The organism is Geobacter metallireducens GS-15 (assembly GCF_000012925.1).
GTDB lineage: Bacteria > Desulfobacterota > Desulfuromonadia > Geobacterales > Geobacteraceae > Geobacter > Geobacter metallireducens.
In genome coordinates, this window is sequence record NC_007517.1 from 2,483,481 (window position 1) to 2,496,774 (window position 13,294).

A 13,294-nucleotide genomic window follows, 5' to 3' on the forward strand; every position below is an offset into this window, starting at 1 on the left:
CTCAGGGAATCCAGATTGATTTCAGTTTTTGCCACACCGGCATTCCGCGTTAACCGGCAGCTGTTCGAAACAGCAGATCCGTAAAATAGCGGGATTCGATGCGCAGAGCCGATTCCAGGTCGACTTGGGCGCCTTCGACCGCCACCGCCAGTATCGATTCCTGTGCCGGTTGCCCGTCAGCGCATTTTTTCCGCAGGATGGCCGGTGCAACAAAGATCTGTTGCGCTATATTGGGGCTGGAAGGTGTCCCCCCCGGCATCTTATATCCTTTCTGGTCCCAGGGCTGACCGGCAGCGGGATTGGCAGCGATCCAGTCTCGTGCCATGGATTGGAGTTCGCCACTGCTGGCAGCTAGTTGGTCAATCAGACCAGTCTCTTTCGCCTTTTCCGGGGCAAGTTTTGTTCCTGCCATGAGGAGCGGCAACCCCTTTTCGAGCCCAATCAGGCGGACCAAGCGCGCTACTCCACCGTTGCAGGGAATCAGACCTGCCGCTACGTCCGGCAGGCCGATCGCGATGGCAAGATCGTTGACCGCTATGCGGTGATGGGCGGCCAGGCAAAGTTCGTAATCTCTTCCCTGAGTCGGACCATTGATGGCTGCAACGACCGGTTTGCCAAGAGTTTCAAGACGCCGCAGCATGCTTTTGTAAGCACTGAGGCGGTTAAAAACCTGCTGACGTGCCGAAAGGCTGTTTTCGCTGACAGTGCAGGCGGTAGCGGGTGATGCCTGATCAATGGTGATAATGACACCACTGATGGTATCGCGTTCAAGGCGATCGAGAAGCTCTCCCGCCGTTCCTTCATCCATGATGCTGGCCGGCTGGCCTGCGGGATTGATGGTAACGGTTACGATACCCTCTCCATCCCTTTCATATCTGTATGCGCTCATATATGTCCCACCTTTTATTGTTTGATTGTGTGCCGCTGTCACAGCCGTTCGACAATGGTCGCTATCCCGATTCCGCCACCGACGCAGAGGGTGCACAGGCCATAGCGCAGCCTGCGCCGCTCCAGTTCATCCAGAACGGTTCCTAATATCATGGCACCACTGGCCCCAAGGGGATGTCCCATCGCGATTGCCCCGCCGTTCACGTTGATCTTTTCTGCCGGTATGTCCAGGTCTTTCCGGAATTTCATGACGACTGCGGCGAAGGCTTCATTAACTTCGAACAGATCGATGTCGCTGATCTTCAGCCCCGCTTTCTGCAGTACCTTGCGAGTAGCTGCCGTCGGACCGGTGAGCATAATTGTCGGTTCGCAACTGGTGATCACCCCGGCCACCACGCGTCCACGCGGCGTGAGTCCCAACTCCTTCCCCTTGGCGGAACTGCCTACCAGCACCGCAGCGGCTCCATCAACAATACCCGACGAGTTCCCCGGCGTATGGACATGGTTGATCCCCTTGAGTTGCGTATATTTGCGTAACGCAACCGTATCGAAACCGACGGCGCCAACCCCCTCGAAGGAGGGTTTCAGTTGGGCCAGACCTTCCATGGTCGTACTTTTGCGGATGAACTCGTCGTGGCCAAGGATCGTCAAGCCGTTTCTGTCCTTCACCGGAACCAGCGATTTAGAGAAATGGCCTTTCTCGGAAGCCTCCGCCGCCTTCTTCTGGGACTCCAGCGCAAAGGCATCCACATCTTCGCGGGAAAATCCCTCCAGTGTAGCTATCAGATCCGCAGATACCCCTTGAGGGATAAAGCCGGTCTTAAGGCTCGTTTCCGGGTCCAGGCCAAGGGCACCTCCATCGGAACTGATGGTTACCCGCGACATGGATTCCACGCCACCCGCCACCACAAGATCTTCCCATCCGGATATCACCTTCATCGCCGCCAGGTTCACCGCCTCCAATCCCGAAGCGCAGAACCGGTTCAACTGGAAGCCGGCAACCACATCGTCCCATCCGGCATACAACGCCGCGGTTTTGGCGATATTCCCCCCCTGATCACCCAGGGGGGTGACGCACCCAATGACGATGTCTTCCACCTGAGATGTGTCCAGATTGTTACGCACCTTCAACTCATTCAAGAGGTCACCCAGCAAGGTAACCGGCTTTACCTCGTGCAGCGATCCATCACTCTTTCCCTTGCCTCGCGGCGTACGTATCGCGTCATAGATGTATGCTTCATTTTTCATACAGATCCCCTCTTGCTAAATTAGAGTCCCATCAACTGCGCTACGATTTCCCGATGGTAGGTCGCATCTCCGAGTGCCTGCTCCGCGGCCTTTGCACGACGGAAATAGATCTGCAAATCGCTCTCGTCAATAAAGCCGACGCCACCCATCACCTGATGCCCCAATGCGGTCAATTTCCGATAGGAGTCGCTCACCCACGCCTTGCACATGGCAGCTTCCTTTTCATAGGAAAGCCCCTGACCGATGCGCTTACTGGCATAAAAGGTCAGAAGCGCTGAACTGTCCAGACAGGTGAGCATATTGGCACAATGGTGCTGGATCGCCTGGAAGCTCCCGATGGGTTGACCGAACTGCTTGCGCGTCTTGGCATACTCCACGACCATCTCCAGGACCTTCCGTGCTCCGCCTACCATCTCCGCACACTTTGCAACCGAGGCTACCCGTAGCACACCTTGCAGCAGCTGCCACCCTTCCCCCGCTTCACCTAGTAGGGAATCTCCCGACACCAGAACATTATTGAAGACAACGTCACACTGTTTGTCCCTGGCAATGGTATTGAGAACCTCTATCGACACTCCCTGAGATCTTCTGTCGACAAGAAAGAGGCTTATTCCCTCTTCACCATTTTTACCGCCGTCGCCTGTCCTGGCAGCGCAGATGATCGTATCAGCTACATGGGCAAAGGGGACAAAGCGCTTGCATCCATTCAACAGAAAACCATCAGCCACTTTTTTCGCAGTAGTCGCAATCTCGCACGCTGACGGTCCGTCGCCGGTCTCCTCCAGCGCCAGTGTCATCAACCGCTTCCCCAGGGAGACTTCCTCCAGGACCGACCGTTTCTGTTCAGGGGTACCTGCTGTCAGGATGGTGAGCGCGCCCAAAACCACCGTGGAGAAAAAGGGGCCGGCATACCCGGCGTAGCCCATTTCCTCCAAGATCAGGGAGAGTTCAAAGAATGTTGCTTCGAACCCTCCGAATTCCTCGGGGATTATCGTTCCCATCCAGCCAAATTCCGCTATGCTCTCCCACAGTTTGCGACTGTACCCCTGTTCATCTTCTTCAACTTCGCGAACAAGCGAACTCTTCAACTCCTCCGTAAAAAAGGACCGAGCGGTATCTTTAAGTATCTTCTGTTCATCATTCAAACTGTAGTTCATTCCTCGCCCCCCTATGCTCTCGGCAACCCTAAACCGCGTTGTGCCATGATATTCCGCTGGATTTCGGCGGTCCCCCCGTAAATGGTCTCAATAACAGTCCAGCGGTAGAGCCATTCAGGCAAACCGTCCAGAATAGCTCCATTTGCACCCTCCCTCAGTTGGCCTCTTGCCCCCAGTATCTCAAGCGCTGTATTGGCCAGCCGCTGTTCGAAATCGGTCAGGAAGTTCTTCTCCATGGATGCCTGGTAATTGGGTATCTTGCCGTTGTCCAGCATGTGGGCAAGCTGGAAGTAAAGGTGATGGATTATCTCCAGTTCAATCTCCAACTGGGCAAGTTTCTGCCGAACCAGTGGGTCCTTGGTGAGCGGCATGCCGTTGCGCGTAACCGTTTTGAGATAGGCCACCAGATCCTCATAAAACTTTTTGTAGTGACCGAACGGAAACATCCGTTCAAAATCGAGCGCCGCCATGATGTACTTGAAACCGCTGTTGATTTCACCAACAAGGTTCGCACGGGGGACAACCACGTCGTCGTAAAAGACCTCGTTGGTCCTGGTTCCAGCCATGGTGATCATGGGGCGTATGGTTATCCCCGGACTTTTGAGATCCACAATGAGAATCGATATCCCTTTGTGTTTGGGCCCTTCAAGATTGGTCCTTACCGCCAGCCAATGATAATCGGCAACATGGGCATGGGTGTTGAATGTCTTCTGCCCGTTAACAATCAGGTGATCACCCTTGTCCGCCGCTCGCATCTCAAGGCCCATGAGGTCCGAACCTGCTGCAGGCTCGGAATAGCCGAGGGCAAACTCGATTTCACCACTCGCGAGTCGGAGAAGATAATTTTTTTTCAGGTCGTCGTTCCCGTATCTGAGGATGCTCGGCCCGGCCATGTGCGCACCAGCAAAATGTATCGGCACCCGTGCATATGCCATTTCATTCCGGATGGCATACATGAGCATTTCAGACGAGTTGAGCCCACCGTATTCTTCCGGCCAGCAGGGGGTCAACCAACCATTGGCGGCAAATTTCCGGACGAATTTCCGGCCTTCTTCGCCACCATAGATATACTCAAGATGGTGCGACTCGGCGAGCAGTTCAGGAGTGACTTCGCTCTTGAGAAAACGGCGCACCTCCTCCAAAATTGCACTCTCCCTGCTGTTCAATTCTATTTCCATTGGTTTCCTCCTGAATGAATTACCAGGACGGTAAATACATCAGCTCTATACCGAACGTTCGATTACTATCTATATAGTACATGTCATTTGTCCCGTCAAGAGAAAAAAACAAGAAATCATTTTAATCCCACCAGATGCATAAGTATCTGCCGTTGGGCTTCCACGAAGGTTTCGGGGGGAACGATACCACCGATATTTTCATCGGCACAGTACTCGGCAAGCTCTCTGGCAGCATCATCCAGATTGCCGGTACGCCGGTATACGGAGATCATCAGGTTCCGCCGCGCCGTGGCCGCCGCGAGTGATGCCGTCACAAAGCCGGCGGCCTCGTCACCCGTCACATAACCGCAATGGTCCGCACAGTAGTAAGCAATCGGAAGTTCCTTCAACCGGCAAAGACTCTCTTCGAATATTCCGTAATTGGACGTACCGTAAGTTACGATCTTTTCCCCGCTGGGGACGCCGCCGGCATCGGAAGGAAAGAGCGCCTCAAGGCGAGGAACATAGGCGGATACGGAACATGGTGAATGCCCCGGGGTGTCGAATATTTGTACCTCAAGGCCACCTAGATCGATCATGTCACCGTTGGCAACGGCAATACCGGGGTACCCTTCCCGCCACTCCAGATCACAGGAAGCAGTGGATTCGCTCAAACCGGAGGATTCAATAACGTAACGGCTGGCAGCATTGATGGCATGGAGAGCCTTGGGTTTTTGGAGAACTTCCAGGGAACGGCATGATCCGTAGAGTACCATGCCCGGCTTGCGCCGCAAAAAGAAGGGAACAATGCCAACGTGGTCGAAGTGGGAATGAAGGATGAGGAGCTTGTCGATTTTCGTATCATCAATACGGAAGGCCCGGAACTGTTCTAGAATATCCGGAACGATACAGCTTATCCCTCCGTTGATCAGCATGGAACTCTCCGCTCCCTCAAGGAGGTAAACGCACGACGTTTCACTCCCCAAAAACCATAAACCTTCGGCGATCCTCCCCGGTTTTCGCACTCTCATAGGGCATCCTCTTCAGATCCTTGGTTTAGAATCGGGGGAAGAAAGCAGTGCTTCCTCACATCATAAATCCCCCAAGGCGTCATCCGGAAAAACGGAACTCCAACGTAGGTAAGGAAGTGCTGGGTAAGAAAGGCATTTTCCAGATTGCTCCCATTGTTGCGCGCCCATTGATTTACCGCATCGATTCCAGCTCCGACATCGGCAGCAGACGCCTTGGTCATAAATCCGCCAAGGGGGAGCGGCAGTTGAGCCTCGATCCTGCCATCCTGGACCGTTACCACTCCACCACCCAGCTCAATCATACGATTGTAGGCAATGGCCATATCATCATCACTGGTGCCGATGACCAGGGTGTGATAGGGCTCCGACGCGAGTGAATTGCTCATGGCACCCAGACAGCCCCCCACTCCCACGAGAAAGCCTATGGAAAAGCCGCCTTCAGGATGAGGCATGGCCATCTTCATCACCCGGCCCTCTTCGCCGGCGCAGGAAACGACCCCGTCTTTAACCGGCAGATGCAGATCAATACGCCGGGTAACCGTACGGTCCATGATCTCGATGGCAGGCACCAATACATCGCCGGTACCGGCGGAAGCGACCCTGAAATCGGCTGGCGAGGCGTGCAGCACGGAAGGACGATACGCCGGCAGTTCCAGCTCATCCAGCCCATGCCAGTCGGGAGTGGGCACTCCGTTGCGTGCGACAACCGCCCCTTGCGCCATAACCCATTTGGGACGCGGTTCCCGCAGATCATTGAGACAGAGGATGTCAGCATAACGGCCGGGGGCAATAGATCCGATCTGCCCTTCGATCCGGAAATAGCGGGCAGGGTTCAGAGACGCCATACGATAGGCATCCAGCGGCGGGATCCCCGCTTCCATGGCAGCAGAGAGGGGATGATCCATATGGCCGAAAGCAGCAAGGTCATTCGGGGGAACCCAGTCCGGGGTCAGCATGAGGCGGGACCTGTCCACTCCCTCCTTCATGACCAGCGAGGCAAGTTCGGGCAGATCGTAACGGGCTGGTCCGTGACGTAGCACTACATAGAGACCGGCACGCAGCCGATTAAGCGCTTCGGCAGACGTCAGCGCTTCGTGACAATCGGTAAGTCCCGCCGCAGCGATCACCTGGAGGTGATCCGCCCTCGCGCCGGGATTGTGTCCTTCGCAGCACTTTCCATGACGCCGCGCAATGTCGAGCCGGGCAATCAGGCGCTGGTCACCCGCCAGCAAACGCCTCCAGGGAAGAAATTCGGAGGTACCCAGAACCGTTTCATCGGCAAGAAGGACATCCAGTTCAGCGTCAGTCAATCCCAGCCCTGCAAAGTATCCTGCTTCTTCCAGTTCGGGTGCCCAACCGGATATGGGGACCGTCCAGCCGAAATGCAAAGGCAGGCTTGTCGCTGCGGCACGCAGACAGGCCAGACCTGGAGCACCGAAACGGGCCACGACTGCCAGGGTGTCGTTGACCACCATAGTCGTTCCAAGCGGCAACAACGCTTCCGCTAAACGACGGGGGGAGAGGATATTGTCGAAATGGGCATGGGGATCCACATAACCAGGAACGAGTATCCCCCCTTCCGCATCCAGAAACTGCGTCTCAGGCCCGATCATCCCCCGTGACGGTCCCACATATGCCACACGGCCACTGGCGACAGCCACACCAACCCCGGACAGAATCTCGCCCGAATGGACGTTGAGTACCCGGCCGTTCTCGATATAGAGATCGGCGGAGCGCCGACCGCACGCCACCGCCATCAGGTCTGTACGCATCTGCAGCACGGTATTTCCTTTACGGGGTAACAGGGCTACCCCGCCCTAGATCTCTCGTCCGATCCTGCCGCCGTCATGAATGGCATGGAGGAGGTTGAGCGGCTCGGAGCAATCACCGGCTGCAAAGAGCTCCGGTATCTGCCGGCGCAGCGCCTCTACCGCTTCACTGTCATTCGTGAAACCGAGCATCGGTACGACGGTAGCGGCAGGGATCGTCATCCTGTTTCCACCGGCATCACGGATGACCAGACCACGCTCCGTCACTTCCTCAAATCCGGCAATACCCCTGACAATGGTCACACGCTGTTGTGACAGCCTGTTCATCAGCTTGAATCTGAGGGTGGAGACCATATCCGCAGCCAATTCTTCATCCTGCGTCACGATGGCCACTTCCCGGCCATGTTCAGCCAGCATATCCGCAAGTTGGCAGGCCATCATCCCCCCCCCCATGATGGCAACACTCTTGCCGAACATGACGGGAATGCCGAGTCCCGCCAGCCGCTTGCGCAGGGAGAGCGACAGGGGTCTGTCGAGAAAACTCCCGCCAAACCGGATGAGTTGGCCGCGCCAACCGGTCCGGATCGTCCCGGCGCCAGGGCCGGAAATACCGGACATCATGAGGCGAATGGCACCACTGCTGACGACATTCTCCCTGTTTATACCCGGAATGTCAGGTTTGATCGGTTTCGCTCCTATGGCGACAACAACGACATCCGTCCCATCGATACCCAAATGCCCAGGCCCGGCCGGCTGCCCGAGCATGAGGCGAACCCCTTCATTTGAGACCTGGGCGGTTTGACACGCCGTCAGTTTTTCCACTTCCGCCTTTGAGGGAACCATGGCCTGTAACAGCATGGCGCCGCCCAACTGTCTGCTCCTTTCCTGCAACGTCACATCATGCCCCCGCATGGCTGCAATCCGGGCAGCTTCCATACCTGCCGGCCCCCCCCCCACCACAAGAACCCGCCTTTTCCTTTCAGCGGGCCTGATCCTCCTTTCGTCTTCCCGGCCGGCAGCATAGTTGACCGTACACTCCACACCCTCCCCCGCGGTTGCCCGCTCATAACACTCATGGCAGTCAATGCACGGCACGATCTCGGCGATACGTCCTTCGGCTGCTTTCAGCGGCCAGTGGGGATCGGCGAATAGCTGGCGACCGATGGCAACCAGGTCAACCTTTCCCTGGGCCAGAATGGATTCGGCAACGTCAGGGGTCTTGATCCTCCCGACCCCGATAACCGGGATGCCGACAGCCCGTTTAACCGCCTCTGCGAGATGGACATGGGTCGCCACCGGGTCAGCGCCGGTCGGCACATAGCCGCCGCAAATAGGGGGGGTAGCCAGAGACACGTTCAGCACATCGGCACCGGCCTTCTCCAACTCAACGGCAAAGGCTACGCCTTCTGCCAGGCTTGCTCCGTCCGGCACCGCATCTACCACACCGTGTCGGACAAAGAGGGGGAAATCTTCACCTACTGCATTACGCATGGCGCGCACGGTTTCAATCCCGAATGCCATGCGTCTCTGCGGGTCGCCGCCATACTGGTCCGTGCGCTGATTGGTGGTAGGAGAAAAAAACTGGCAATGGAGCATGCCGTGTCCATTGTGCAGCTCCACGAAATTGAATCCTGCTTCCCTGGCGCCGGCCGCGGCCTTGGCGATCTTGTCGATGATGGACGAGATTTCCGTCAAGGTAAGTTCGCGTAACTGCTCGCCCGGTTTTACAAAGGCGTGACGGGATGGATTGGGCTCAACCCTGGCGGAAGGGGCGGCTAGCTCGCCGCTGGTCAAATCCAGACCGAGAGGATAACGGTTACCGTAGATGAACTGGATGCCAATCTTGGCACCAGCATCATTCACCGCAGCCGTAAGCGACTTCAGGCGCTTGATGAAGGTCTCTACGCCGCCCGGCTTGTCCCATACATCATTATTCATGAACAGGTCCGGAATTCCTGCACCGACGATGATAGTGCCAACGCCTCCTTTAGCTCGTTCCACGTAGAAATCGATTACCCGCTTGTTTGAATAACCGAGCCCTACCCCCATGGATGACATGACGATTCTGTTCTTTACGGTCATGCCGCGTATTGTAAGCGGTTCAAAAAGCTTCATGTCACCATCCTCCTGCAGACCTTTTTCGAGATTTGTCCTTTATTTACATGATGTACCGTGCAAGACGGTAGCGCCGTTTTTCACCTGTCCGCCAGATTCAGCCTGTCCATGAAACTCCTTCGCGGGGAGGCAAAGAGCCAGGCAATAAGAAAGGCGGGTGCATGACCCGCCCCCCAGAAAGAGTTCATCTGATAGAGACATTGGGAACGCCTGCCGGCGATCCGCATGCCCTATTTTTTGCTGTAATCAAACCATCCCTTACCCGTCTTGCGCCCAAAATGACCAGCGTCCACCTTCCGGACCAGGGCTGGCCGCGGCAGGAACCTGTCACCGTAAATCCCGTGGAAAATGCGGGCGATCTTCAGGTTCAGTTCATTGCTGATCTGGTCCATCAAGGCAAAGGGCCCGACCGGATGACCAAGACCTAGTTGGCAGGCCTTGTCGATGTCTGCCGCCGAGGCCACATTCTCTTCAAGGAGCCGGATCGCCTCATCGTTGATGGCGCCCAGGATCCTGTTGACGACGAAACCGGCACAGTCGTTCACCTTTATCGGCTCTTTGCCGATACTGGTACAAAACGCACACGCGGTCTCCACCGTTTCCGCCGAGGTATCCTCGCCATTGACGACCTCGACCAGCTTCATGATGGCGGCTGGCGAGAAGAAGTGCATCCCCACGAAGCGCGACTTCCTTTCGGCGGAACTGAAACACGCCCCGAGTTTCGTGATGGGGAGGGAAGAGGTATTGGAGGCGATGATGCACGAAGGCTTGCACACCTCTTCCAATTGCCTGAAATTCTGGGATTTCACGTCGAGATCCTCGAAGATTGCCTCGATGACGAGATCCACATCGCCGAATCCGCTGAAATTGTCAACGGGGGTTATCCTGGCTACGGCACTTTTCTGCTGCTCAGCGTCAACCGCAAGGCGCCCCTTCTCCGACCACTTTGCCAGACTCCCCCTGATCCGTTCCACGCCAGCTGCGGCAAGATCAAGACTCACTTCTTTCAGGAGCACGTCATACCCCGCCAGGGCACAGCTAAGAGCGATATCGCTTCCCATCATCCCTGCACCCAGTATTGCCACCTTTTTTATGTCACCCATCGTACGATCTCCTTTGCACAAACATGATTTTGCATGACGAAATCACAAATTTACTTACGGGGTCGAACCCTGTGCCACAGGATCGTAGTCACTCCACATCCCCATCGGGCGATTACTCGCCATATCAGGCAACTATTTGACGTTCTTCGTCTCGCCACCAAGGAACCGTGCAAAGGCACCCTGCATGTACTGCGTGGCAAAGACCGTCGGCATGAATCGTTCTGCCTCCTGATATCCTTCAACTGCTTTCCGGTTCAGCAGTGTCTTGATAAAGGTCTTGGCAACATGGCTTTTTTCAGCGATACGCTCGGCAAGCTCTTCGCATCGGGGAAGGAGTTCGTTGTCTTCATAGACATCCACCACAATACCGAGACGCTGCGCTTCATCGGCATCCAGTTCTTTTGCCGAGAAACAGAGGTAGGCGGCCACATTCTTACCGTACTTTTCCAGACCGCGGGTAATACACCAGGCAGGAATGGCGCCATGATTTATTTCCTTGAGGGCAAACTTGGCGCTCTTGGCGGCAAAGACCATATCGCAGCAACCGGAAATTTCGAAGCCAAAACCGAATGCCGCACCATTCACGGCTGCAATGATCGGCGTTTCAGCAAGTTCAATGGCCTTGAATGGCTCAAAACAGAGCTTGATGAAATCAAAACCAGCTTCAACCTTGCCAACAGTTGCAAACTGCTCCACATCGGCCCCTGCGGAAAACACCGGATAATCGGTCCCTTTTTTCGGATGCTTGAAGGTCTGGCCCGTCAGGACGATGCAGCCTACCTTCTTGTCCGCGTCAAGTTCCCGCACTGCAGCAGCCAGTTCCTTGAAAATCTGGGCATTGGCGGCATTGAACTTGTCCGGACGGTTGAAGGTAATGATGCCGTAGTTTTTCTTCCTTTCAACCTTGAAAACGGTATACTTCATTGTTAGTCATCTCCTTTCGGCTAACAGCCATAATCGTATCAATATTCCCCCTTCGAGGGGGCCTGGTTCCCCGCTACACTGAATCCCATTCCTCTTGAAGGATATCGGGAAGCTTGACGGCCCGTTCCTTTCCACTCATGAAATCGAGCCGGCGAATCCCCTTGGGATCGATCTTGCCGATCAATTCCTGTTCCTGCTTGGTCGGAGGCTCCGTGACCGGGCAATCGGCCGCGATTTCCACGGGAAAGCCGGTGTTTTTGACCACATCTTCCGGTGTAACCCCTTTATGAAGGGAGACGATCTTCCACTTGCCACGTTCCCTCATTTCCATGACGCACAGGTTGGTCACCACGATCATCGGTCCCGGCTGCAGTCCCTGGGCCAACCGCTCTTCATCGTTCAGGTAGACCCGCGTGCCAGTTATATAATTCACCTTGGGGACAAAAATCTGTTTCGAGTGGTTGGGAAAGTAGGCAACCGACTTGCGGTGCAGTCCGAAGACGACCGGCGCACCGGCCCCGCCGGGGAGCCTGAGTCCCCTGGCATTGAATTCGCCGGTTGGCTTCCCCTCGGCATCCATGACCGGCATCGGCAGCCAGGAGATGTTGATGTCGCCGTTGGCATCCATCTGGGCGCTCGACACCGCCTCCACGTCGCCGGTACCCCGGAAATGGAGGGCCTCGATGCATTCGGTCATGGACCAGAGTCCCGCCGAGTTGCCGATACAGGCCGCTTCCGATGTATGGAACCCCATCTGGAACGGATAGGCATCCACGCCGCTGTAGCCGACCATGAACGAGTTGGGGGCCGTGGTCAGTTTTGCCAGGTTGTAGGCAGCGTATGCCAGGGGGGTGAATGAGCCGAGCACCGTCGTATCCCCGTCGTCAATGGTACGGGCCAGGCTGGTGACCATCTGGTCGGCGACCTCATACTCTTCGGCTTTATCGTTAACCAGCTTCTGGGGCCATTCAACACGGGTTGTCTGCCGTGCGAGGGATTGCAGCTTTTTCTTGGCGGCATCGCCGCCAGCCTTCGCCCAATACTCGTCCTCATTCTTTCCGACCGTTGCGGCGATATACTCTTTGGCCGTTTTCGGATTGAGCCCCTGCACATCCCGGTTCATCTGAAGGAGGTGGGCAGAGTAATACGGTATGGAACTACAGGGACTGGCACCGAAGGGGACATGAATGACCATGTCGACATCGGTGCGGAAGAGCTTGGTGGCAGTTTTGTCAGCCCGGATCTGGTCTCCCGAGACGATCTCCTCTACCGTGACTATCGTCTTCTTTGCGGCCATGGCCATGTCAAGGTCGGAGGCCGATGTGCCGAAGATCTGGACGTTACCCTGCTCGTCGGCGCGCTGGGCATGGATCACCGCCACATCAGGCACAATAGCCTGGATGGCGGTCAGCTCCTTGCCGGTAAAGGGACAGGCGACGGTCTTGTATAGCTCCGGCGCCTCCTTGACGATATCCGACCCCTTGGGCCCCATGAAGGGAGCAAAGGGGAGGCCAAGACGCGCGGCTTCAAGACCCTTAATCATGCTGCACCCTTCGATCTCGGTCAATTTTACCAACTGTCTCTCAGCGACGCGTCGGAAATTGGCCGGAAGCCCGAAAAACTCGAGGCTGAGGAAACTGAAGACCAGGTGATCGACGCACCCGGCACCCAGCAGCCATTCCATCTCCCAACCGCCGACAATCGACATTACCTTGAGGTTGGTTATATTCTGACGGGCTATCTCACGGATAACAGCCATCGGCTTGTTGCAGCTCCAGCCACCGCCAAAAGCGACAAACGCCCCTGGTGTGATGAATCTGCCGATGTCAGAAAGCTGCCCGATCTTTGATGTAAGTTCTATCTTTTTGCCCATGGGCTTCCTATCTCCTCTCGTTACGTAAG

At 56.0% G+C, this 13,294-nt stretch carries 10 protein-coding genes; all 10 read right to left on the reverse strand.

Features of this window, described 5'->3' with window-relative positions; translation table 11 throughout:
• Positions 1-49: 49 nt before the first annotated feature.
• The 10 genes from GMET_RS11060 to GMET_RS18175 all read right to left on the reverse strand — a co-directional run bounded on the left by GMET_RS11060 (position 50) and on the right by GMET_RS18175 (position 13,265).
• Complete coding sequence (locus GMET_RS11060; RefSeq protein WP_011365952.1) at positions 50-889, reverse strand: enoyl-CoA hydratase-related protein; 840 nt, start codon at positions 887-889, stop codon at positions 50-52.
• Positions 890-927: 38 nt separating this feature from the next.
• On the reverse strand, positions 928-2,136 hold the full coding sequence (locus tag GMET_RS11065) for an acetyl-CoA C-acetyltransferase (protein WP_011365953.1): 1,209 nt from the start codon (positions 2,134-2,136) through the stop codon (positions 928-930).
• Positions 2,137-2,156: 20 nt separating this feature from the next.
• Entirely contained in the window at positions 2,157-3,293 is a 1,137-nt protein-coding gene (locus GMET_RS11070; RefSeq protein ID WP_011365954.1) for an acyl-CoA dehydrogenase family protein, read from the reverse strand.
• Between the two features lie 11 nt (positions 3,294-3,304).
• Positions 3,305-4,471, reverse strand: coding sequence for an acyl-CoA dehydrogenase (locus tag GMET_RS11075; protein WP_011365955.1), 1,167 nt, complete (start codon positions 4,469-4,471; stop codon positions 3,305-3,307).
• Positions 4,472-4,587: 116 nt separating this feature from the next.
• A complete protein-coding gene (locus GMET_RS11080) occupies positions 4,588-5,481 on the reverse strand; it encodes an MBL fold metallo-hydrolase (protein ID WP_081431791.1) in 894 nt (297 codons plus the stop codon).
• Complete coding sequence (locus tag GMET_RS11085; protein ID WP_238379030.1) at positions 5,478-7,253, reverse strand: adenine deaminase C-terminal domain-containing protein; 1,776 nt, start codon at positions 7,251-7,253, stop codon at positions 5,478-5,480. Before GMET_RS11085 ends, GMET_RS11080 begins: the two co-directional genes overlap by 4 nt.
• 45 nt (positions 7,254-7,298) lie before the next feature.
• Positions 7,299-9,365, reverse strand: coding sequence for an FAD-dependent oxidoreductase (locus tag GMET_RS11090; protein WP_011365958.1), 2,067 nt, complete (start codon positions 9,363-9,365; stop codon positions 7,299-7,301).
• Between the two features lie 230 nt (positions 9,366-9,595).
• Complete coding sequence (locus GMET_RS11095) at positions 9,596-10,468, reverse strand: 3-hydroxyacyl-CoA dehydrogenase family protein (RefSeq protein WP_011365959.1); 873 nt, start codon at positions 10,466-10,468, stop codon at positions 9,596-9,598.
• A gap of 132 nt (positions 10,469-10,600) precedes the next feature.
• On the reverse strand, positions 10,601-11,392 hold the full coding sequence (locus tag GMET_RS11100) for an enoyl-CoA hydratase/isomerase family protein (RefSeq protein WP_011365960.1): 792 nt from the start codon (positions 11,390-11,392) through the stop codon (positions 10,601-10,603).
• Positions 11,393-11,465: 73 nt separating this feature from the next.
• Complete coding sequence (locus GMET_RS18175; protein ID WP_011365961.1) at positions 11,466-13,265, reverse strand: CoA-transferase; 1,800 nt, start codon at positions 13,263-13,265, stop codon at positions 11,466-11,468.
• Positions 13,266-13,294 lie beyond the last annotated feature (29 nt).

Bases quoted from the DNA above. Each gene is read 5' to 3' on its own strand.
- GMET_RS11060 (WP_011365952.1), bottom strand. From the start codon at position 889: ATGAGCGCATACAGATATGAAAGGGATGGAGAGGGTATCGTAACCGTT.
- GMET_RS11065 (WP_011365953.1), bottom strand. From the start codon at position 2,136: ATGAAAAATGAAGCATACATCTATGACGCGATACGTACGCCGCGAGGC.
- GMET_RS11070 (WP_011365954.1), bottom strand. From the start codon at position 3,293: ATGAACTACAGTTTGAATGATGAACAGAAGATACTTAAAGATACCGCT.
- GMET_RS11075 (WP_011365955.1), bottom strand. From the start codon at position 4,471: ATGGAAATAGAATTGAACAGCAGGGAGAGTGCAATTTTGGAGGAGGTG.
- GMET_RS11080 (WP_081431791.1), bottom strand. From the start codon at position 5,481: ATGAGAGTGCGAAAACCGGGGAGGATCGCCGAAGGTTTATGGTTTTTG.
- GMET_RS11085 (WP_238379030.1), bottom strand. From the start codon at position 7,253: ATGCGTACAGACCTGATGGCGGTGGCGTGCGGTCGGCGCTCCGCCGAT.
- GMET_RS11090 (WP_011365958.1), bottom strand. From the start codon at position 9,365: ATGAAGCTTTTTGAACCGCTTACAATACGCGGCATGACCGTAAAGAAC.
- GMET_RS11095 (WP_011365959.1), bottom strand. From the start codon at position 10,468: ATGGGTGACATAAAAAAGGTGGCAATACTGGGTGCAGGGATGATGGGA.
- GMET_RS11100 (WP_011365960.1), bottom strand. From the start codon at position 11,392: ATGAAGTATACCGTTTTCAAGGTTGAAAGGAAGAAAAACTACGGCATC.
- GMET_RS18175 (WP_011365961.1), bottom strand. From the start codon at position 13,265: ATGGGCAAAAAGATAGAACTTACATCAAAGATCGGGCAGCTTTCTGAC.